Source organism: Pantoea sp. PNT03, assembly GCF_014852515.1.
GTDB classification, from domain to species: domain Bacteria; phylum Pseudomonadota; class Gammaproteobacteria; order Enterobacterales; family Enterobacteriaceae; genus Pantoea; species Pantoea leporis.
The window spans coordinates 285,324-307,212 of record NZ_JACVBT010000003.1 but is presented as its reverse complement, the minus strand read 5'-3'; the positions used below and the strand labels follow the sequence as shown (position 1 = coordinate 307,212).

The 21,889-nt window shown below is 56.2% G+C and carries 21 protein-coding genes; 9 read left to right on the top strand and 12 right to left on the bottom strand.

The window, feature by feature from the left end; all coding sequences use genetic code 11:
* The first annotated feature begins 88 nt into the window (after positions 1 to 88).
* A complete protein-coding gene (locus tag IB226_RS13170; protein WP_192236085.1) occupies positions 89 to 613 on the top strand; it encodes an SCP2 domain-containing protein in 525 nt (174 codons plus the stop codon).
* On the top strand, positions 607 to 1,113 hold the full coding sequence (locus IB226_RS13165) for a GNAT family N-acetyltransferase (protein ID WP_101762241.1): 507 nt from the start codon (positions 607 to 609) through the stop codon (positions 1,111 to 1,113). The genes IB226_RS13170 and IB226_RS13165 overlap by 7 nt, the downstream gene beginning before the upstream one ends.
* On the opposite strand, the gene IB226_RS13160 is transcribed toward IB226_RS13165, so the two are convergent.
* Positions 1,097 to 1,384: a GIY-YIG nuclease family protein gene (locus IB226_RS13160; RefSeq protein ID WP_192236083.1), complete on the bottom strand. Its 288-nt coding sequence runs from the start codon at positions 1,382 to 1,384 to the stop codon at positions 1,097 to 1,099. The two genes, IB226_RS13165 and IB226_RS13160, sit on opposite strands and share 17 nt — an antisense overlap.
* An 80-nt stretch (positions 1,385 to 1,464) precedes the next feature.
* Between IB226_RS13160 and IB226_RS13155 the strand changes: the two genes are divergently transcribed.
* A complete protein-coding gene (locus IB226_RS13155) occupies positions 1,465 to 1,890 on the top strand; it encodes a YhbP family protein (protein ID WP_192235854.1) in 426 nt (141 codons plus the stop codon).
* 38 nt (positions 1,891 to 1,928) lie between these two features.
* Here IB226_RS13155 and IB226_RS13150 read toward each other — a convergent pair whose 3' ends face one another.
* A complete protein-coding gene (locus IB226_RS13150; RefSeq protein WP_101762238.1) occupies positions 1,929 to 2,450 on the bottom strand; it encodes a type 1 glutamine amidotransferase domain-containing protein in 522 nt (173 codons plus the stop codon).
* Positions 2,451 to 2,690: 240 nt separating this feature from the next.
* On the opposite strand from IB226_RS13150, the gene IB226_RS13145 reads away from it, so the two are divergent.
* Positions 2,691 to 3,725: a permease gene (locus tag IB226_RS13145; protein WP_192235852.1), complete on the top strand. Its 1,035-nt coding sequence runs from the start codon at positions 2,691 to 2,693 to the stop codon at positions 3,723 to 3,725.
* On the opposite strand, the gene nrdG is transcribed toward IB226_RS13145, so the two are convergent.
* The gene (nrdG, locus tag IB226_RS13140) at positions 3,618 to 4,184 is read right to left on the bottom strand and encodes an anaerobic ribonucleoside-triphosphate reductase-activating protein (protein WP_192235850.1); all 567 of its coding nucleotides are present in this window, start codon (positions 4,182 to 4,184) and stop codon (positions 3,618 to 3,620) included. The genes IB226_RS13145 and nrdG overlap by 108 nt on opposite strands.
* Entirely contained in the window at positions 4,181 to 6,319 is a 2,139-nt protein-coding gene (nrdD, locus tag IB226_RS13135) for an anaerobic ribonucleoside-triphosphate reductase (RefSeq protein WP_192235848.1), read from the bottom strand. The genes nrdG and nrdD overlap by 4 nt, the downstream gene beginning before the upstream one ends.
* Positions 6,320 to 6,586: 267 nt before the next feature.
* Here nrdD and IB226_RS13130 point away from each other — a divergent pair, with 267 nt between their 5' ends.
* Positions 6,587 to 8,971: a beta-N-acetylhexosaminidase gene (locus IB226_RS13130; RefSeq protein WP_192235846.1), complete on the top strand. Its 2,385-nt coding sequence runs from the start codon at positions 6,587 to 6,589 to the stop codon at positions 8,969 to 8,971.
* Positions 8,972 to 9,127: 156 nt separating this feature from the next.
* Here IB226_RS13130 and ridA read toward each other — a convergent pair whose 3' ends face one another.
* From ridA to argF, 4 genes are all read right to left on the bottom strand, one after another.
* The gene (ridA, locus tag IB226_RS13125; RefSeq protein ID WP_061718232.1) at positions 9,128 to 9,514 is read right to left on the bottom strand and encodes a 2-iminobutanoate/2-iminopropanoate deaminase; all 387 of its coding nucleotides are present in this window, start codon (positions 9,512 to 9,514) and stop codon (positions 9,128 to 9,130) included.
* A gap of 78 nt (positions 9,515 to 9,592) precedes the next feature.
* Positions 9,593 to 10,057 (bottom strand): aspartate carbamoyltransferase regulatory subunit, encoded by a 465-nt coding sequence (gene pyrI / locus IB226_RS13120; RefSeq protein WP_007886734.1) that lies wholly within the window; start codon positions 10,055 to 10,057, stop codon positions 9,593 to 9,595.
* Positions 10,058 to 10,067: 10 nt separating this feature from the next.
* Positions 10,068 to 11,003, bottom strand: coding sequence for an aspartate carbamoyltransferase (gene pyrB / locus IB226_RS13115; RefSeq protein ID WP_101762233.1), 936 nt, complete (start codon positions 11,001 to 11,003; stop codon positions 10,068 to 10,070).
* A 243-nt stretch (positions 11,004 to 11,246) separates the two neighbouring features.
* Positions 11,247 to 12,254 carry an ornithine carbamoyltransferase gene (gene argF / locus IB226_RS13110; RefSeq protein ID WP_137385078.1) on the bottom strand — a complete coding sequence of 336 codons (1,008 nt, stop codon included), beginning with the start codon at positions 12,252 to 12,254 and terminating at the stop codon, positions 11,247 to 11,249.
* 161 nt (positions 12,255 to 12,415) lie between these two features.
* Here argF and rraB point away from each other — a divergent pair, with 161 nt between their 5' ends.
* Positions 12,416 to 12,838, top strand: coding sequence for a ribonuclease E inhibitor RraB (gene rraB, locus IB226_RS13105; RefSeq protein ID WP_008104254.1), 423 nt, complete (start codon positions 12,416 to 12,418; stop codon positions 12,836 to 12,838).
* A 60-nt stretch (positions 12,839 to 12,898) separates the two neighbouring features.
* Positions 12,899 to 13,660: a tRNA-(ms[2]io[6]A)-hydroxylase gene (locus tag IB226_RS13100; RefSeq protein ID WP_101762230.1), complete on the top strand. Its 762-nt coding sequence runs from the start codon at positions 12,899 to 12,901 to the stop codon at positions 13,658 to 13,660.
* Between the two features lie 157 nt (positions 13,661 to 13,817).
* On the opposite strand, the gene IB226_RS13095 is transcribed toward IB226_RS13100, so the two are convergent.
* From IB226_RS13095 to pepA, 4 genes are all read right to left on the bottom strand, one after another.
* Positions 13,818 to 14,321 carry a GNAT family N-acetyltransferase gene (locus IB226_RS13095; protein WP_192236081.1) on the bottom strand — a complete coding sequence of 168 codons (504 nt, stop codon included), beginning with the start codon at positions 14,319 to 14,321 and terminating at the stop codon, positions 13,818 to 13,820.
* 66 nt (positions 14,322 to 14,387) lie between these two features.
* Positions 14,388 to 17,243, bottom strand: coding sequence for a valine--tRNA ligase (locus tag IB226_RS13090; RefSeq protein WP_101762228.1), 2,856 nt, complete (start codon positions 17,241 to 17,243; stop codon positions 14,388 to 14,390).
* A 2-nt stretch (positions 17,244 to 17,245) separates the two neighbouring features.
* A complete protein-coding gene (locus tag IB226_RS13085; protein WP_061718226.1) occupies positions 17,246 to 17,707 on the bottom strand; it encodes a DNA polymerase III subunit chi in 462 nt (153 codons plus the stop codon).
* Between the two features lie 200 nt (positions 17,708 to 17,907).
* Entirely contained in the window at positions 17,908 to 19,419 is a 1,512-nt protein-coding gene (gene pepA / locus IB226_RS13080) for a leucyl aminopeptidase (protein ID WP_101762227.1), read from the bottom strand.
* A gap of 269 nt (positions 19,420 to 19,688) precedes the next feature.
* Between pepA and lptF the strand changes: the two genes are divergently transcribed.
* Positions 19,689 to 20,789, top strand: coding sequence for an LPS export ABC transporter permease LptF (gene lptF / locus IB226_RS13075; protein WP_192235844.1), 1,101 nt, complete (start codon positions 19,689 to 19,691; stop codon positions 20,787 to 20,789).
* Positions 20,789 to 21,865, top strand: a complete 1,077-nt coding sequence (gene lptG, locus IB226_RS13070) for an LPS export ABC transporter permease LptG (RefSeq protein WP_101762225.1) — start codon at positions 20,789 to 20,791, stop codon at positions 21,863 to 21,865. Before lptF ends, lptG begins: the two co-directional genes overlap by 1 nt.
* The last annotated feature ends 24 nt before the right edge of the window (positions 21,866 to 21,889 follow it).

Sequence of the window (21,889 nt, the reverse complement as noted above, 5' to 3'; positions counted from 1 at the left end):
GCCAGGCGGCGATTTCCTTGATCTCAGTGGAGGCGAAGCCGGTCAGATGTGGCAAAATAGATGAAACTTTCTGAAGGGAATGACGATGATGTTTGCGCGCTTACGCGGTCTGATTGTTGAAAAAGGGCCAGAATTCCTTGCTTTACCTGTTTCCATTACCCCTTTCCCGCTAAAAAAAACTATTCTGCAACAACTCCTAAACTGGCAATTTCGTCATGCTTTGTCTGAAGGTGAGTTAGACTTTCTGGAAGGGCGTTATCTGGGGATTGAGGTTGCCGATGTGAATCTGCGCTGGATCACCACCCTGCAAGCAGGGCGCCTGACCGTTTCGCGCGACACCGAGGCTGATGTCTGGTTTCGCGGTGAAGCCAACGATCTGTTGCTGGTGGCAGCACGCAAAGCGGATCCCGATATGTTGTTCTTTCAACGCCGTCTGGTGATTGAAGGTGACACTGAGCTGGGACTTGAGGTGAAAAACCTGATGGATGCCATTGAACTGGATGCCATGCCCACGCCATTACGCACGGGATTGCAGCAGCTCGCTGCTTTTATTGAGACAGGAATGAAACAGGACGCGAAGGCCGCTGAGGCGCGCGCGGGGATCTCATGTTGATTCGTACTGAAATTGGCGTTGATGCAGCAGGCATCGATAGCCTGTTAAAGCGCAGTTTTGCTACCGCTGCCGAAGCGGAACTGATACAACAACTGCGCGAAGATGGCTTGCTGACTCTCGGTGTAGTTGCCACGGATGATGAAGGTCAGGTGCTGGGTTATGCCGCTTTCAGTCCGGTGACCCTGCAGGGAGAAGACCGCAACTGGGTCGCGTTGGCGCCGCTCGCCGTGGATGAATCGGTGCGCAAACAGGGCCTTGCTAAACGGCTGGTGTATGAAGGGTTGGATTCACTGAATGAGTTCAGCTACAGCGCCGTGGTGGTGCTGGGCGATCCTGAGTTCTACAATCCACTCGGCTTTGAACCGGCGGCACGTCATGGTTTGCACTGTCGCTGGTTAGGCAGTGAAGCGGCCTTTCAGGTCTACAAACTGGCCGACGATGCGTTTGTCGGTGCAGAAGGACTGATCGAATTCGCGCTGCCGTTTAACCGTTTCGACTAAACCAGGCCACTAAGCAGGGCGGCTGCTGTGTAACCAGCAGCAGCTTTTGCGCGCGGCTCAGCTGCTTCACCTGATATTCCAGGCGTGACGCCGCCGCCCGATCGCCCGCATCGCAGTGAAACACCAGCGTCAGCGGGCCCTTGCCACGCAGCGAACGCGCGCCGCGTCCCTGCTGATGCTGTTGCAGCCGACGATTAACATCGGTGGTGATGCCGGTATATAGCATCCCTGCGGCGGTTTGTAGCAGATAAAGCTGCCAGCCTTGTTCCATCATACTTATCCAGAAAATTAGCTGGCAGGCAGTGTAGCGCGCTTCAGGCCGCATCGCTATTCGCCGCACGGAGTCCAATTTTGTCCGACCATGCTCATCTGATTCGCTACTTAAAAAAACAGCACGTGCTGTCGTTATCTGCCAGCCACGGCGACGATCTGTGGTGTGCCAACTGCTTTTATGTATTTGATGCCGCGAACATGGCGTTCTGGCTGATGACTGAACCAGACACGCGCCATGGCGCATTAATCCAGTCAAATCCGCGCGTGGCGGGCACGGTGAATGGCCAGCCAAAAAGTGTGCTGCTGATTAAAGGCGTGCAGTATCGCGGCGTGATTCAGCTGCTAAGCGGAGACAGGGAAGTTATTGCGCGTCACGCTTATCAGAAGCGTTTTCCAGTGGCAAAGAAAGTCACCGCACCGCTATGGGAAATCGTGCTCGACGAAGTGAAGATGACCGACAATGCGCTGGGCTTTGGCAAAAAGATTATCTGGACCCGGCCTTAGGGCCGCCATTCACGGCGACCCCAATGCAGGAAAAACTATCAGGCCGCGTTCAAAATCCGCAGCGACTCGCGATTAAACGCGGGCAGGTCTTCAGGCGTGCGGCTGGTGACTAACTTGTCATCATCCACCACCACTTCTTTATCGTAAAAATCCGCACCGGCATTACGCAGATCGATGGCGATGGCTTTTACGCTGGTCATTTTGCGGCCGCGCACGCCGTTCGCGCTGATCAGCAGCTGCGGGCCATGGCAAATGGCAAACACCGGCTTGCCGCTGGCGACAAACTCCCTGGTGAAGTTGACGAAACGATCGTCACCGCGCAGGGCATCCGGAGAGTGTCCGCCGGGCAGCAGCAGCGCATCGAACTCGGCTGCATTCACATCATCAATAGCCTTGTCGATGTTGACCTCAGCTTTACCCTGTTTCCCTTTAACGATGTTGCCGGCCTTAAACTCGATGGTAACCACTTCGTGGCCCGCCTGAGTGTAAGCCTCCGCCGGTGAGGTAAACTCTGAGTCTTCAAATTCATCGGTAATCAGTACCGCTATTTTCTTGCTCATCTTTTTTTCCTCCTTGTTGATCACGAACCTTATGTTCGTTGCACTTCTAACCCAACAAGTCTGGTAGCCATGTCGCAAAAAGCAAGCCAGCCGGCAATTCTTCCGGGAGGTAAATTTCCGCGCCGGATCAAGTTTAGGCGATTTCCACATGGCGCAATGAAATGACCTGAATGACACTACGGCCTTTCCGCCGCGTATCCTAACGCGGCATCGTTATTCAGTTGAATACGGAATTCCGTGATGACCCAACTCCCTTCTCATGCCCCGGCGACACGCTTCGCCTGGTGGAAACCGCTGCTGTTCCTCGCCGTGGTAGTAATCGGCCTGTGGTATGTCAAATGGCAGCCTTATTACGGCAAAGCCTTTACTGCTGCCGAAACGCATTCCATCGGTAAATCGATTCTGGCCAATGCGGCGGACTTACCGTGGCGCGCGGCGCTTGATTACGCCATGGTCTATTTCCTCGCCGTGTGGAAAGCGGCCGTGCTCGGGGTGATCCTCGGATCGTTGGTGCAGGTGCTGATTCCGCGCGCCTGGCTGCTGCGTCTGATGGGCAGCTCACGCTTTGGCTCGACGCTGATGGGCACTGGATTAGGTTTGCCGGGCATGATGTGCAGCTGCTGTGCGGCACCAGTGACCGCTGGCTTACGTCAGTCACAGGTTTCCAGCGGTGCGGCGATGGCGTTCTGGCTGGCGAATCCGCTGCTCAATCCTGCCACGCTGATTTTTATGGGCTTTGTGCTCGGCTGGCATTTTGCGGCGATTCGGCTGGTGGCAGGTTTGATGATGGTGTTGGGCATCGCGTGGCTGGTGCAGCGCAGCGTGCCGGATCAGGTCGTTACCGCGCCCGTTATCCCGGCCCGCGATGAACAGCCGTTTCTGTCACGCTGGCTGCGGGTGATGTGGCGACTGTTCTACAACACCATTCCGCTGTATATCGTCGCGGTATTATTTCTCGGCGCCGCGCGCGTGTGGCTGTTCCCGCACGCGGATGGCGCGGTGGGTAATACGCTGTTTTGGGTGATGTTGATGGCAGTCGCCGGCTGCCTGTTTGTGATTCCTACCGCCGCGGAAATCCCGATTGTGCAGACCATGATGCTGGCGGGCATGGGCATTGCGCCCGCGCTGGCGTTATTAGTCACGCTGCCCGCCGTGAGTGTGCCGTCGTTATTGATGCTGCATCGCGCCTTTCCCGCACGGGCGCTGTGGATCGCGCTGATCGGCGTGGCAGTCAGCGGCATGCTGCTCGGCGTGCTCGCCTTGTGGCTGGCGTAACCACCAAATCTTCTGATTGCGGCTGCCGCGCCACAGCAGCCGCGCATCTTTCTCCGCTTCGATAAAGCGTCCATCAATCAGCACATCAATTTCATCCACCACTTCGCGCTGCGCCGCACTGAGTTCCGCCATTTCATATCCGGTCCACAGCCAGATATCCTTATCCGGACACTCACGCCGCACGCGTTTCACCAGACGACGTATATGCGGCACGTTGTGCGGATGCAGCGGATCGCCGCCGCTCAGCGACAAGCCCTGGCGCGCAATGCGCCGATCGTTAAGATCGGCGATCAGCTGCTCTTCCATCTCCAGCGTAAACGGCACGCCGGAATCCAGCCGCCACGTGCTTTGGTTGTAGCAGCCGCGACACTGATGTTCGCAGCCCGCGACAAACAGCGTGCAGCGCGTGCCGGGCCCGTTAACGATATCGACCGGATAATAGCCGTGGATGCGCATCATCCCGGTTTTCCTGGCTCCAGATGTTTAACGCGCCGCTGTACTTCTTGCTGCTTACCGGCGTTAAACGGACGCGCATCCGGGCTGCCGAGATAGCCGCACACGCGGCGCGTCACCGACACGCGCGCCGGATCGTGATTACCACAGCATGGGCAGGTAAACCCTTTGCTGGTGCAGCTGAACTCGCCGCTAAAGCCGCATTCGTAGCACTCATCAATCGGCGTATTGGTGCCGTAATAGGGCACGCGGTGATAGCTGTAATCCCAGACATCTTCGAGCGCTTTGAGGTTGTGCTGGATGTTGGGATATTCCCCGTAACAGATGAATCCGCCGTTAGCGATGGCGGGATAGGGCGCTTCAAAGTCGATCTTGTCGTACGGATTGACCTTCTTCTCCACGTCGAGATGGAAGCTATTGGTGTAATACCCTTTGTCGGTAACGCCGGCCACCACGCCAAATTCGGCGGCATCGAGGCGACAGAAGCGGTCGCACAGATTCTCGCTCGGCGTGCTGTACAAGCTGAAGCCGTAGCCGGTTTCCGCTTTCCACGCATCCACCGCGCGGCGCAGGTGCGTGACAATCGCCACGCCTTTTTCCCGCAGGTAATCGGCGTCATACGGATGCACTTGGTTGCCGCTCAGCGCATTCAGCGTTTCATGCAAGCCGATGTAGCCAAGGGAAATTGAGGCGCGGCCGTTGCGGAAAATGGCGCCCACTTCGTCATCCGCTTTCAGGCGCACGCCGCAGGCACCTTCCATATAGAGAATCGGCGCTACGCGCGCTTTGGTTTTTTCCAACCGGGCGATACGCGTCATTAAGGCACGTTTCGCCAGCGCCAGACGTTCATCGAGCAAGCGCCAGAACTGCGCTTCATCGCCTTTGGCTTGCAGGGCGATACGTGGCAGATTGAGGCTAATGACGCCAATATTGTTGCGGCCTTCGTGAATCTGCTCGCCGTTCTCTTCATACACGCCAAGGAAGCTGCGGCAGCCCATCGGCGTTTTAAACGAGCCGGTGACTTCCACCACTTTTTCGTAGTTGAGGATATCCGGATACATGCGCTTACTGGCGCACTCTAGCGCCAGCTGCTTGATATCGTAATTAACATCGCCAGGCCGACGATTCACGCCTTCGCGGATTGCAAACACCAGTTTCGGGAATACCGCGGTTTTGTGATTTTTGCCCAATCCGGCAGTGCGGTTGCGCAGAATGGATTGCTGGATCAGGCGCGCGGCCCAGTCGGTGCCGAGGCCAAAGCCAAAGGTGACAAACGGCGTCTGGCCGTTGGCGGTGTGCAGCGTATTCACTTCATATTCCAGCGACTGAAACGCGTCGTAGCACTCTTTCTCGGTGCGAACGCGCGCATAGGCTTCGGCATCCGGAATCTGCCATTCCAGCGCCACCGCGCGGTGTTTTACCAGACTGAGCGTAACGAACGGTGCCAGCACTTCATCAATGCGATTGATGGTGGTGCCGCCGTAAATGTGGCTGGCGACCTGCGCGATGATCTGTGCGGTCACCGCCGTGGCGGTGGCGATTGATTTGGGCGGCTCGATCTCGGCGTTGCCCATCTTAAAACCGTGGGTCAGCATGCCGTGCAGATCGATCAGCATGCAGTTAAACATCGGGAAGAACGGGGAATAGTCGAGATCGTGATAATGGATGTCGCCGCGTTCATGCGCCAGCACCACATCGCGTGGCAAGAGTTGCTGCTGAGCGTAATGTTTGGCGACGATGCCAGCCAGCAGATCGCGCTGGGTGGGAATCACTTTGCTGTCTTTATTGGCGTTTTCATTGAGCAGCGCGGCGTTGGTTTGCTCCACTAAACCGCGAATAGCGTGATGCAGTTTACCGCGCTGCTCGCGTGCTAAATCGCGGTCATGGCGATATTCGATGTAGGCACGCGCCAGCTGCGGCCAGCGCCCGCTCATCAGCGTCTCTTCCACCGCACACTGAATGTCGCGGATATCCACTTCAGCCTTGTCAGCCAGCTGTTGACTGACCTGCGCCGCCACTTGCGTGCACCACGCCGTATCATCGATTTGTACCGCAGCTGCAGCCGCGTTGACTGCCGCCTCGATCCGCTGCGCATCAAACGGCACTCTGCAGCCGTCACGCTTAATCACCACCGTCGCCATTTCTTCTCCATGAAACTATATGTAGATAATTTTAAGGAGTTTAATCGCTATATGTGGTGTTTGCGCTGAGATTAATCGCCGGCGGTTTGACCTACAACAAAGAAGCCACAACCAGGAATGAAAGCCGCGCAATGGTAATCTGGCTAAAATACAAAAGTATTAACCCGCCTTGATTTCAGTTTGCGGCCACTTGCTTTGCAATGCGAAACAGGTTTAATGGGCCTTTTGCCCATTTTGGTCCGTTGTTTCATTTACAAGGATGCCCAGATGCCATTGCAAAGAACTCTGCTTGCCTGTTGTTTATCCATGACTTTTTCCGCCTTCGCCGCGCCGGCTGGAGATTTACCGTTGATGCCGTGGCCACAAAGCGTTGTGCAGCCAGGCGGCGGCGGGGCGTATACGTTAACACCGCAGCTCACGTTGCATATCTCGGGCGATCATCTGGAAGGTGCTGAATCGCGCTGGCGCGCGCGCATTGCGCGGCAAACCGGCTGGCCGCTGCTGCCGACCAGCGCATCCAGCGATCATCCCAGCATTCAGGTGCAAATCGCGCAGGCGGTTGATCCGCTTCCCCAGCCAGACAGCGACGAAAGTTATCATCTGCTGGTTAACAGCGATGGCGTCTTGCTGAAAGCCAACACGCGCTTTGGCGCGATGCGCGGCATGGAAACCGTGTTGCAGCTGATTGAAAACACCGAAAATGGCACCGAAATTCCCTACGTCACCATTGACGACAAACCGCGCTTTCCGTGGCGCGGCGTGCTGATCGATTCGGCGCGCCACTTCCTGCCAATTGAAACCGTGAAACGACAAATCGACGGCATCGCCGCCGCGCGTATGAATGTGTTTCACTGGCACTTAACCGACGATCAAGGTTGGCGATTTGCCTCCAGCCACTATCCGCAGCTGCAGGAGAAAGCCAGTGACGGCTTGTACTACACGCAGCAGCAGATGCGCGATGTGGTGCGCTACGCCACGCAGCGCGGCGTACGCGTGGTACCGGAAATCGATCTGCCCGGTCATGCGTCGGCGATAGCAGTGGCGATGCCGGAGTTAATGAGCGCGCCGGGACCGTATCAGATGGAGCGCGGCTGGGGCGTGTTTAAGCCGCTGCTCGATCCCAGCAACGAAGCGGTATTTCGCTTTATCGACACCTTAATGGGCGAAGTGACGGCGATCTTCCCCGATCCCTACATCCACATTGGCGGTGATGAGGTTGATCCAACCCAGTGGAATGATTCCACACGCATTCAGCAGTTTATGCGCGACCACGGTCTAAAGGATACGCATGCGCTGCAAGCCTGGTTTAATCAGCGCGTTGAGAAAATCCTTGAAGCGCATCAGCGCCGCATGATCGGCTGGGATGAGGTTTACCATCCTGATCTGCCTAAAAGCATTCTGATTCAATCGTGGCAAGGACAGGATGCGTTGGGCACGGTGGCGAAAAACGACTTCCGCGGCATCCTCTCCACCGGTTTCTATCTCGATCAGCCGCAAACCGCCGCTTACCACTATCGCAATGAACCCTGGCCGCAGGGGCTCAACGGCGCGGATCAGGTGCAGGCTGGTGAGCAGGCGCAGAGCTGGCAATTCACCATGCCGCGTTTGAAAGGCAGCGCGCTGAAAGGCAGCTTTACCCTGATAGAAGGGAAAAACGGCTGGCGCGGCTTTATCGATTTCAGCGGCAAAGCGCGTCGCATGGTCAGTGATATTCGCTGGCTGTCGCCCACACAGCTGACGTTCAGCGTCGATACGTGGATGGGGCCATTCCAGCCGATGGTGACGCTAACGCAAGACAAGCTGACCGGTTATATGCTGGTGGGCAACGTGCGCTATCCCGCAGAAGGCAGCAAGTTGCCGCAGGTGCCAGCCGGCATTGCGCCATCGCTGCCGACGCCGCAACAGATGCAGAACAACCTGATTGGCGGCGAAGCGGCGCTGTGGGCGGAGAATGTTAACAGCCGGGTAATCGATACACGCCTGTGGCCGCGCGCCTTTGTGGTGGCGGAGCGGTTATGGTCGGCGCAGGATGTCACCGACAGCGATAACATGTATCAGCGCCTGAGCGCGGTGGATCGCTGGGGCACTGTTTCAGTCGGCTTGCAGCAGCATCAGCAGGCTGAAGTGCAGATGATGCGACTGGCGAACAGCAGTGACATCACGCCGCTGCGCATATTGGCCGAAGTGCTGGAGCCAGCGCAGTACTACACGCGCCAGCATCTGAAATTTCAGGCGGGACATTATGACTATTTTGAACCGCTCAATCGTTTGGCGGATGTGTTGCCGGCCGAGAGCAATGCGGTGCGTGTGCTGGATAAGCAGGTGGATCGCTTGATCGCCAATCGCGCCGATCATGCGGCGGCGCATGCCATCCGTCAGCAATTGCAGCGCTGGCAGAACAACAGCGATGCGGTGATGCCGCTAATTCTGCGCAGCTATCAGCTCAAGCCGCTGCAGCAGCAAGTACAGCAAGTAGCAGAGTTGAGCCGGATGGGACTGGATTTGGTCAATGCGCTGGAACGTAATCAGGCGTATGGCGCAGGTGAGGTGGCGCAGATGCATTCACAACTTGATACGGCAGCGCAGGTGCAGGATGAAACAGTGCTGGCGCTGGTGCGGCCGCTGGAGAGGTTGCTGCGATCGTTTAAATAAATATTGTGCTGGCTGTCCCCCTCCTCGGTCCTCCCCCATAAATGGGGGAGGAAGAGGCTGCCATATGTCAGTGATGAAGCTGCATGTGGCAGCATCTCCTTCCCCCGCTTGCGGGGGAAGGCCGGGATGGGGGACAGCCAGCACCAACCAACCAAATCAACGACGTACCGCAATCGCCTCGATCTCAATCTTCACATCTTTCGGCAGGCGCGCCACTTCCACGCACGAACGCGCTGGGAAGCTGGCGTTGTGCTCGGTGAAGAACGCTTCATAGGTCGCGTTCACGGTGGCGAAGTCATTCAAATCCTTCACAAACACGGTGGTTTTCACGATATCGCCCACTTTCAGGCCGGCGGCTTCGACAATCGCCTTCACATTCTCCAGTGATTGACGTGCCTGCGCGGAAACATCGTCGGCCACGGCGCCAGTGGCCGGATCAACCGGGATCTGGCCTGAAGTGATGATCATGCTGCCGAGATCCACGCCCTGCACGTAAGGGCCAATCGCTGCGGGTGCGTTTGAAGTACTGATTTCGCGAGACATTATTTCTCCTTGAAAGTGCGCGGCCGACCGATGTCCGCCGCGAAATGAATCGTCCCATTATAGGGACGACGCGGGCGATTACCAGTGACCGAGCACCACGTGGCGCGCGAACTCTTTCTCGCAATATTTGCACTTCAGATGCACATCATCTTCGCGCTTTTTCACCGCAAAACTGGTGAATACCGGCTCGTTACGGCTGATGCAGTTGCTGTTCGGGCAGGTCAGCACGCGGTCAATACGATCCGGCAAGGTGGGGGCGATCTTCGCCACCACTTCGTATTCGTCAATGCGGTTTACCGTGGCGAGCGGCGCATACACCGCCAACTGATTGATCTGATCGTCGGTCAGGAAGGTATTTTCGATCTTGATCAGATCTTTACGGCCCATCTCGCCCGACGGCAAGTTAAGGCCGATGGTGATGCGCTGATCGGTTTCGGTCAGACGAAACAGCGAAAGTAACTTAAAGCCGACCTGCGCCGGGATATGGTCAATCACCGTGCCGCGTTTGATGGCTTCAACCTGCAATTTATTATCGTGAGTCATCGCTTTCTCCTTACAGTGCCAGTTCGCGATTCAGTACCAGCGCCAGCAGCGCCTGGCGAGCGAAGATGCCATTTCCAGCCTGCTGAAAATACCAGGCGTGCGGCGTGCTATCCACGTCGGTGGTGATCTCGTCGATACGCGGCAGCGGATGCAGCACTTTCATGTTGTCGCGCGCACCGGCTAAATCAGCGGCACGCAGAATGAACTGTGCTTTAACGTTGGCGTATTCCGACGGATCGAGGCGCTCTTTCTGCACGCGCGTCATATACAGAATATCGAGTTGTGGCATCACTTCTTCGATGGTGTCGTGGCGTGACCAGGCAATGTTCTGCTCATCCAGCATATCGGTGATGTACGCCGGCATCGCCAGCGCATCCGGCGCGATAAAGAAGAAGCGGTTGCCATCAAACTTCGCCAGCGCCTGCGTCAGTGAATGCACGGTGCGGCCATATTTCAGGTCGCCGACCATTGCCACATTCAGGTTATCCAGGCGATTTTGCGTTTCTCGGATGGTGAAGAGATCGAGCAGCGTTTGCGTTGGATGCTGGTTAGCGCCATCACCGGCGTTGAGGATTGGAATGCCGCCGGAGAATTCCGTCGCCAGACGCGCGGCGCCTTCCTGCGGATGACGCATCACGATGGCATCAACGTAAGTCCCAATCACCGAAATGGTATCGGCGAGGGTTTCGCCTTTCTTGCCGAGCGAGGTGTTGCTACCGTCGGCGAAGCCCACCACTGACGCGCCGAGACGATGCATCGCGGTTTCAAACGACAAACGCGTACGCGTTGAAGCCTCAAAGAAGCAGCTGGCGATCACGTTGTGTTTCAGCAGCTCCGGCTGGGGATTGGCTTTCAGCTGGGCAGCGGTATGCAGCACCAGCTCCAGCTCGTCGCGGTTGAGATCGTTGATGGAAATAATGTGCTTGCGATATAGCGGGTTGGCCATAGCGTTCTCCTCTGCGCTGCCGGATTGCGGACAAAAAAAAGCCCCTGCTTAAGGGGCTTTTTTTACGATCGATTGATGACGGAAAGAAACAGATGCGCCGCCCGCTGTCAGGCGTCGTTGAGCGTCAAATTGTGCGCTGCGCTGTTGCATGTTTCCTCCGGCAAATTGGGCCGCATTATACGCATTCACTGATTTGCATCAAGCAAATATCGCGCGCGAGGTAAACGTTTGCGGCGCCACCAATCATAGCTTGCCGAGCGTCGCGACCATCACCGCTTTAATGGTGTGCATGCGGTTTTCAGCCTGATCGAACACGATGCTGTGCGCAGATTCAAACACCTCATTACTCACTTCCATGCCATCGTGCAAACCGTGCTGCTCGGCCATTTGACGGCCCAGCGTGGTTTTGTCGTCATGGAAGGCCGGTAAGCAGTGCAGGAACTTCACCTGCGGATTGCCGGTCAGCGCCAGCATCGCGCTATTAACCTGATAAGGACGCAGCAGGGCGATGCGATCTTCCCACACCGATTTGGCTTCGCCCATCGACACCCACACATCCGTGTAGATGAAGTCGGCACCTTGCACGCCTTCGGCTATATCTTCAGTCAGGGTGATTTTGCCACCGGTTTGCTGTGCGGCCACGCGGCACTGCTCCACCAGTTCCGCTTCCGGCCAGCAGCCTTTTGGCGCCACCAGACGCAGATCGAGGCCGACCAGCGCAGCGGCTTCCAGCATGCTGTTGCCCATGTTGTTGCGCGCATCGCCGACGTAAACCAGCGTCATTTCATTCAGCGATTTACCCGGTAAATGTTCCTGCATTGTCAGCAGATCGGCCAGCAGTTGCGTGGGATGGAATTCGGTGGTCAGGCCGTTCCACACCGGCACGCCAGCGAATTCCGCTAAGGTTTCCACCAGTTCCTGGCCGTAGCCGCGATATTGAATACCGTCATACATGCGTCCCAGCACGCGCGCGGTGTCTTTCATCGACTCTTTATGGCCAATTTGGCTGCCGCTTGGGCCGAGATAGGTGACGTTAGCGCCCTGATCGTAAGCGGCAACTTCGAAAGAGCATCGGGTACGAGTCGAGTCTTTTTCGAAGATGAGCGCGATGTTTTTGCCTTTCAGGTACTGCGTTTCGCTGGCATTTTTCTTTGCGTGTTTTAATTCACCTGCCAGACTCAGCAGAGAATCGATTTCGGCTGGGGTGAAATCCAGCAATCTCAGGAAATGTCTTTGATGTAGCTGACTCATACAGCGCTCCGGATGACTACATTAAATGAATTAAAATTCAATTTAACCGTATGAATATGCATTTTCAACCCCGGCGTTAAGAAACTTGTTGTTTTGTGTAGTGGCGCGCGAGGCAGTGTGGGAAAATAATTGAATTCAGCCGAATATTTGAGGACACACCCATGGCATATGAAGCATTGCTGGAAGAACAGCGCGAAGAGACGCGACTGATCATTGAAGAGTTGCTGGAAGACGGCAGCGATCCAGATGCGCTTTACACTATTGAGCATCATCTTTCCTGCAACAACTTCGACTCGCTGGAGAAGGTCGCGGTTGATGCCTTCAAGCTGGGCTACGAAGTGAGCGAGCCAGAAGAGCTGGAGCTGGAAGACGGCACCACCGTAATGTGTGTGGATATCCTGAGCGAAGGCGCGTTGAAGCCAGAGCTGATTGATGCGCAGGTTGAGCAGCTGGTGAATCTGGCGGGCAGCTACAACGTCGATTACGACGGGTGGGGCACCTACTTTGAAGATCCTGATGCCGAAGATGAAGACGACGATGGCGAGTTCATCGACGACGAAGAAGACAACGGTGTGCGTCACTAAGCATTAATGGGCGGCACTCGCCGCCCTGAACACGTTTCCCCGTAAGACAAAAGACTGCCCATGAATTACGCTCCGCTATTAGAACCGATCTATCAATTCCTGCATTGCCGCACGCCACAAGCGTGGATTGATGAAGCGCGCAAGCCGGAAAATCTGACGTTGCTGCTCACCGATCACATGGTTTGTGAATTGAAAGCCGCGCAAACCGCGGTGTTCATCATCCGTAAATACGTGGCGGATAAGCCAAGTGGTGATGCCATTCTGGCGTGGCTCAAGCCGTATGAAGATTTTATCTACCGCGACGAGCAGGACGGTAACTTTATCAATGCCCACAAGAATCTGACCAAAAGCATTATCGTGCGCAACGAGCTGCCGTGGGCCGATGATTTGGTGGAGATGATGGTGCTGCTGGTGAAAGAGGAGTTGCACCACTTCTATCAGGTGTGGGAAATCATGCAGTCGCGCGGTTTGCCGTATCGCAAAATCACTGCCAGCCGCTATGCCAAAGGTTTGATTCGCGAGATTCGCACATACGAGCCGGAAGCGCTGGTGGATAAGCTGATTTGCGGGGCGTACATCGAAGCGCGATCCTGCGAACGTTTCGCCAGCCTGGCGCCGTATCTGGATGAGCAACTGGAGAAGTTCTATATTTCGCTGCTGCGCTCGGAAGCGCGTCACTATCAGGATTACCTGAAGCTGGCGCAGCAGATTTCGCCGAAGGAGATTGCGCCTCGCGTGCAGGTGTTTGGCGAGGCAGAAGCGCGCTTAATCAGCGAGCCGGATGGCGAACTGCGGTTTCATAGTGGAGTGCCGGCGGTTTAGGTTTGTGCGCGCTGTCCCCCATCCCGGCCTTCCCCCGCTAGCGGGGGAAGGAGATGCTGCCACATGCAGCTTCAACGCTGACATGTGGCAGCATCTTCCTCCCCCATTTATGGGGGAGGACCGAGGAGGGGGACAGCGAGCACACACAGCGAGCAAATCACAACACCTTCAGCATCCGCACTTCACAATCCACATGCCCGGTACAACCCATCGCGCTATCAATCAGCTCAAACCCCAACGACTCATACAACTTAATCGCACGCGTCAAACTGCCGGTGGTTTCCAGATAGCAGCGCTGAAAGCCCTGCTGACGGGCGAATTCCATGGCACGCAGCGCCAGATCGCGCGCCAGACCTAAGCCGCGCACCTGCGGCAGGAAATACATTTTCTGCAGCTCACAGATATCCGGCGCGCTACAGGCCAGCGGTGCAACGCCGCCGCCGCCCACCACCACACCATCATGTTCCACAATCCAGTAAGCGCTGTTGGCTTCGCTGTAGAGTTCGAACAGGCGATCGAGATGGGGATCGGACACGGTGTAGCCTTTATCCGCCGTCAGGCCAAATTCGGCTGACACATCACGGATCACCTGCGCAATCAGCGGGTTATCGGCGGCTGAAATGGGGCGCACCTTTAAATTGATGGGAGCGTCGCTGGTCATCATTATCTTCCGGTATAAAAAAGCCGGGCAGTGCCCGGCTTCGATTAAGCAGTTGGACTGAAGCGCTTACAATGCCGCAATCACGCCCTGCTGTTCAAACAGTTTTGCTTTTGATTGCTCAAGCTCAGCCACGCGCTCACGCTCTTTGGCGACAACCGCTTCCGGCGCACGTGAGACGAAGCCTTCATTGGCCAGCTTGGTCTGGATCTTCTCGATTTCGACATCAAGTTTCACCAGCTCTTTCGCCAGACGCTCCAGCTCGGCTTCTTTGTTGACCAGATCCGCCATCGGGATCAGCAACTCAGCGCCTTCAACAATCTTGGTGACCGAAACCGGGCCTTTCTCGCCTGCAGGCAGAATGGTCAGGCTTTCCAGACGCGCCAGACGCGACAGGAAGGTGCGGTTCTCTTCGACGCGACGCTGCGCAGCCGCAGAGCAGTCACGCAGCAGCACGTCGAGCGGCTTGCTTGGTGCGATGTTCATCTCAGCACGGATATTACGTACCGCGACAATCGCCTGCTTCATCCACTCGATATCGGCTTGCGCCTCGGCATCCTCTTTCGCCGCGTCATACTGCGGGAACGGCTGCAGCATGATGGTATCGTGATCGATGTTTTTCAGGCCTTTCACACGCTGCCAGATGGTTTCGGTGATGTAAGGAATGATCGGGTGCGCCAGACGCAGCAGCGCTTCCAGCACGGTGACCAGCGTATTACGCGTACCGCGCAGTTCCGCTTCGCTACCGCTGGTCATCACCGGCTTGGTCAGCTCCAGATACCAGTCACAGAACTGGTTCCAGGTGAAGTCGTACAGAATGTTGGCCGCGATATCAAAGCGATAGTTATCCAGCGCTTCGCGATAGGCTTTCACGCTGCGGTTGAACTCGCTCAGAATCCAGCGATCCGCCAGCGACAGCTTCATTTCGCCGCCATTTTGTCCGCAATCCTGCTCTTCGGTATTCATCAGCACGAAGCGGCTGGCGTTCCACAACTTGTTGCAGAAGTTGCGGTAGCCTTCGAGGCGCTTCATATCCCAGTTGATGTCACGACCGGTAGAAGCCAGCGCGGCAAGGGTGAAGCGCAGCGCATCGGTACCTGAAGGCACGATGCCGTCCGGGAACTGCTTTTCGGTACGTTTGCGGATCTTCTCAGCCAGCTGCGGCTGCATCATGTTGCCGGTACGTTTCTCCAGCAGATCTTCCAACGAAATGCCGTCAATCATATCCAGCGGATCGATGACGTTACCTTTCGACTTGGACATCTTCTGGCCTTCTTCATCGCGGATCAAACCGGTCATATAAACGGTTTTGAACGGCACCTGCGGCTTGCCGTTTTCATCTTTGATAAAGTGCATGGTCAGCATGATCATGCGCGCAATCCAGAAGAAGATGATGTCGAAGCCGCTCACCAGCACGCTGGTTGGATGGAAGGTACGCAGCGCTTCGGTATTCTCCGGCCAGCCCAGCGTCGAGAAGGTCCACAGACCGGACGAGAACCAGGTATCCAGCACGTCGTCGTCCTGGCGCAGCGCCACATCGGCGGCCAGATTGTTTTCCTGACGCACTTCGTCTTCGGTGCGGCCAACATAGACGTTGCCGTCGTTGTCGTACCATGCTGGGATGCGGTGTCCCCACCACAGCTGACGTGAAATACACCAATCCTGAATGTCACGCATCCATGAGAAGTACATGTTTTCGTACTGCTTCGGCACGAACTGGATATCGCCATTTTCTACCGCTTCAACCGCGACTTTCGCCAGCGGTGCGGTGCGCACATACCATTGGTCGGTCAGCATTGGCTCGATGACCACGCCGCCGCGATCGCCGTAAGGCACGGTGAGGTCGTGCGGTTTGATCTCTTCCAGCAGGCCAATCTCATCAATGGCGGCAACCATCGCTTTACGCGCGGCGAAACGCTCCATTTTCTGGAACTGTGCCGGGATGTCGTCTGCGCACGCGTCGCTGACTTCGCCATTGGTGTCGAACACTTCCGCGCGCTCGCGGATGTCGCCATCAAAGGTCAGAATGTTGATCATCGGCAGCTTATGACGACGACCCACTTCGTAGTCGTTGAAGTCATGCGCAGGCGTGATCTTCACGCAGCCGGTGCCTTTTTCCATATCAGCGTGTTCATCGCCAACGATCGGAATACGACGGTTCACCAGCGGCAGGATCAGCTCTTTGCCGATCAGATCTTTATAACGCGGATCTTCCGGGTTAACCGCGACGCCGGTATCGCCCAGCAGGGTTTCCGGACGCGTGGTTGCCACCACCAGATAATCTTTGCCTTCAGCGGTTTTCACGCCGTCAGCCAGCGGATAGCGGATGTGCCACATCGAGCCTTTGCTCTCGCGGTTTTCCACTTCCAGATCGGAGATTGCGGTACGCAGTTTTGGATCCCAGTTTACCAGGCGTTTGCCACGGTAAATCAGGTTCTCTTTGTACAGGCGGACAAACACTTCGCGCACGGCGTTGGACAGACCTTCGTCCATGGTGAAGCGCTCGCGCTCCCAGTCAACCGAGTTGCCGAGACGACGCATCTGGCGAGTAATGGTGCCGCCGGATTCCGCTTTCCACTGCCAGATTTTGTCGATGAATGCATCGCGGCCATAATCCTGGCGCGTCTTGCCCTCTTCAGCGGCGATTTTGCGTTCTACCACCATCTGCGTAGCGATACCGGCGTGATCGGTACCGGCCTGCCACAAGGTATTTTTACCCTGCATGCGCTGGTAGCGAATCATGGTATCCATGATGGTCTGCTGGAAAGCGTGACCCATATGCAAGCTGCCGGTGACGTTCGGCGGCGGGATCATGATGCAAAAGCTTTCCTGGCTGGTATCGCCATTCGGTTTAAAGTAGCCCTGCTGTTCCCAGTGCTCGTAGAGCGGCTGCTCGATATCTTGCGGGTTATATGTCTTTTCCATTTCTACACTGTCGTTTGCGGCGAGGGTGGCGTCGCCGTATTCAATTGGAAACCAACGCTGCGATAGGCTTTGTAGCGATCGCGCGCCAGTTGTTTTAGAGATTCTTCATAAGGAACGAAGTCTATCACTTCATGGAAACCAGTAGCAAAATCTGCGAACTGTGGCAGAAGGCTGATCAGCAGGTCGCGCGGTGAACTGCCGCGACGCTGTGGCCAGGCCAGCTCAACCGGAGCGCCGTAGCGCGGGCCTTCTCCAGCCAGGTTGTGCGGCACAAAGGCGTTAGCCGGAAGTTGCCAGAGCGCTTCATCCAGCCGATTGGCTTGTTCTTCGTTTTCGCAGGCAATCAGGATGCGTTTGCCGTCACGCCAGCGTGTTTCGGCAAGAGAGCACACCAACGCTTCGATGGCGGTTAGGCCGTCGTCGGCGCTCTCAGACTCCATCACATAGAAAGTGGCGTTTTTCATGGGATCCTTTGGATGAGAGGGGGAGCTGGGTGCTTGCTGTCCCCCACCTCGGTCCTCCCCCACAAGTGGGGGAGGAAGATGCTGCCCTATGTCAGTTGTGAATTCGCATGTAGCAGCGTCTCCTTCCCCCACTTGTGGGGGAAGGCCGGGATGGGGAACAGCCATCACCAAATCAATGATGGGCGACAGCCATCACCAAATCAATCGTCGCCGTTCAACCCTGCGCGATTCAGCAGGAACTGCGACAGCAGCGGTACCGGACGACCGGTTGCGCCTTTGGCTTTACCGGAACGCCATGCGGTACCGGCGATATCCAGGTGAGCCCAGTTAAACTTACGCGCAAAGCGCGCGAGGAAGCAGGCGGCGGTAATCGCACCGCCAGGACGGCCGCCAATGTTTGCCATATCAGCAAAGTTGGATTCCAGCTGCTCCTGATACTCATCCGCCATCGGCAGACGCCAGGCGCGGTCGCCGGACTGCTCAGATGCGCTGATCAGTTCGTGCGCAAGCGGATTGTGGTTCGACATCAAACCGCTGACATGATGACCCAGCGCAATCACGCAGGCACCGGTCAGCGTGGCCACGTCAATCACCACTTCTGGCTCGAAGCGTTCAACGTAGGTCAGCGCATCGCACAGCACCAGACGGCCTTCGGCATCGGTATTCAGCACTTCAACGGTTTGACCTGACATAGTGGTCAGCACGTCGCCCGGACGCATCGATTTGCCATCAGGCATGTTTTCACAGCCCACCAGCACGCCCACCACGTTCAGCGGTAAATTCAGTTCCGCCACCATGCGCATCACGCCGTAAACGGACGCCGCACCGCACATGTCGTACTTCATCTCATCCATGGAATCGGCGGGTTTGATCGAGATACCGCCGGAATCAAAGGTTAACCCTTTGCCGACCAGCACGATGGGGCGCGCTTCCGGATCGTGATTGCCTTTGTACTCAATCACCGACATCAGCGATTCATTGTGCGAACCTGCGCCAACCGCCAGATAGGCGTTCATCCCCAACTCTTTCATCTGCTGTTCGCCGATGACGCGGGTGGTGACATTTTTGCTGTACGCATCCGCCAGCTGACGCGCCTGCGACGCCAGATACGCGGCGTTACAAATATTTGGCGGCATATTGCTGAGATCTTTGGCGGCTTTCACACCGGCAGCTACGGCCAAACCGTGCTGAATGGCACGCTCGCCGCTGGTAAGTTCACGGCGGGTCGGCACGTTGAACACCAGCTTACGCAGCGGACGGCGCGGCTCGACTTTGTTGCTTTTCAGCTGATCAAAGTTGTAGAGCGCTTCTTTAGAGGTTTCGACCGCCTGACGCACTTTCCAGTAAGTATTGCGACCTTTGACGTGCAGTTCAGTCAGGAAGCACACCGCTTCCATTGAGCCGGTGTCGTTCAAGGTATTGATTGTCTTCTGAATGACCTGCTTATACTGGCGCTCATCAAGCTCACGCTCTTTACCGCAGCCGATCAGCAGGATGCGTTCGGAGAGGATATTCGGCACATGGTGCAGCAGCAGCGTTTGGCCCACTTTTCCTTCCAGTTCACCGCGGCGCAGCAGGGCGCTGATGTAGCCATCGCTGATTTTATCCAGCTGCTCAGCAATGGGTGACAAACGGCGCGGTTCGAAAACGCCAACAACAATGCAGGCGCTACGCTGTTTTTCCGGGCTACCGCTTTTTACACTGAACTCCATGCACTCTCCTGAATCTTAAAGACAACGGCCTTGGCTGTCGTTAGAATGTAGCGCGCTCGTAACTCATTAATTCGTTGCGACGCCATGACAATTCAACGCCGGTAGTCATAATGAGTGGTGGTGACAAGTATGTTGTTTTTTCACCACACTAACGCGTTCGTCATACTATTTTAGCTACGATGACGGCCATTGATGAAGAAAAATGGCTGATAAGCGTTGAAACTAGCGATTTTCCTGCAAAAAGACAAGTTATCACAGGCGTACTAAGCGTGATCATCATTAGATATCTGGTTCGGGAAACGCTCAAAAGCCAGCTGGCTATCCTCTTCATCCTGCTGCTGATCTTCTTTTGTCAGAAGTTAGTGCGGATTTTGGGAGCTGCGGTGGATGGCGAAATCCCAACAAACTTAGTTCTGACATTGTTAGGACTCGGCGTGCCTGAAATGGCACAACTTATCCTGCCCCTAAGCCTGTTTCTGGCGATTTTAATGACCCTTGGGCGGCTGTACACCGAAAGTGAAATCACGGTGATGCATGCCTGCGGCCTGGGCAAAAGTGTGCTGATTAAAGCCGCGATGATCATGATGCTGTTCACCTCGCTTGTGGCGGCAGTCAACGTCATTTGGTTAGGGCCATGGTCATCACGTTATCAGCAGGAAGTGACGCAAAATGCCAAATCTAACCCAGGCGCGGCGGCGCTGGCGGCTGGGCAGTTCCAGACCTCCAGCGACGGCAATGCGGTGCTGTTTGTTGAAGATGTGAAGGGCAATACCTTCGGCAACGTGTTCCTGGCGCAGCTGCGTCCGAAAGGCAACGCGCGTCCCTCGGTGGTGCTGGCTGATAGCGGCCACATGGAGCAACACAAAGATGGCTCGCAGGTGGTGACGCTGGATAAAGGCACGCGTTTTGAAGGCACCGCCTTGCTGCGTGACTTCCGCATCACGGACTTCGTCAACTATCAGGCGGTGATAGGCTACAAAGAAGCCACGCTCGATCCGAACGATGCCGATCAGGCGGATATTAGCACGCTGCTCAAGACCAAAACCCCGCAGTTCCAGGCGGAGTTGCACTGGCGCTTGACGCTGATCTTTGCCGTACTGGTTATGGCGTTGATGGTGGTGCCGCTTAGCGTGGTGAACCCGCGTCAGGGCCGCGTGCTGTCGATGCTGCCTGCCATGCTGCTGTATCTGATCTTCTTCTTACTGCAAAGTTCTCTGCGTTCCAACGCCGCGAAAGGCCGCTTCGATCCGGCCATCTGGATGTGGGTGGTGAACTTCTCCTATCTGGCGCTGGCGGTGCTGCTGAACATGTGGGATACCGTGCCGATGCGTCGCATCCGCGCGCGCTTTAGCCGTGGAGGATCGGTCTGATGTTTAAGGTTCTTGACCGCTATATCGGCAAAACCATCTTTAACACCATCATGCTGACGCTGTTCATGCTGGTGTCGCTGTCGGGCATTATTAAGTTCGTCGATCAGCTGCGGAAAACCGGGCAGGGCGCTTACACCGCACTCGACGCCGGTTACTACACGTTGCTCAGCGTACCGAAAGATATCGAAATCTTCTTCCCGATGGCGGCGCTGCTAGGCGCACTGCTCGGTTTGGGCACGCTGGCGCAGCGTAGTGAACTGGTGGTGATGCAGGCATCGGGCTTTACCCGTATGCAGGTGGCGCTGGCGGTGATGAAAACGGCGATTCCGCTGGTGCTGTTAACCATGGCGGTGGGCGAATTCGTTGCACCGCAGGGTGAACAGATGGCGCGTAACTACCGTGCGCAGCAGCTGTACGGTGGCTCGCTGGTTTCAACGCAAAACGGCCTGTGGGCGAAGGACGGCAACGACTTCATCTACATCGAGCGCATCAAAGGTGATAACGAGATTGATGGCGTCAGCATCTACAAGTTCAGCGATCAGCGCCGTTTACTCAGCGTACGCTATGCGGCGAGTGCCGCCTGGGATGCGGATAAAAAGGTCTGGGCGCTGTCGCAGGTCGATGAATCGGATCTGCAAGATGCCAAACAAATTACCGGCTCGCAAAGCCTGAGCGGCGAATGGAAAACCAACCTGACGCCTGACAAGCTCGGCGTAGTGGCGCTGGACCCGGACGCGCTCTCGATCACCGGCCTGTATAACTACAGCAAATACCTCAAGCAGAGCGGCCAGGTTGCCGGGCGCTACCAGCTGAATATGTGGAGCAAAATCTTCCAGCCGCTCTCTGTGGCGGTGATGATGCTGATGGCGCTGTCGTTTATCTTTGGTCCGCTGCGAAGCGTATCGATGGGCGTGCGCGTGGTGACGGGGATTAGCTTTGGCTTCCTGTTCTACGTGTTGGACCAGATTTTTGGCCCGCTAAGCCTGGTATACGGTTTGCCGCCGATTCTGGGTGCGATTCTGCCGAGCGGTGCATTCTTCGCCATCAGCTTGTTCCTGCTGATGAAACGCCGCTAAGCCTTGTAAGGTCGCCATTCATGG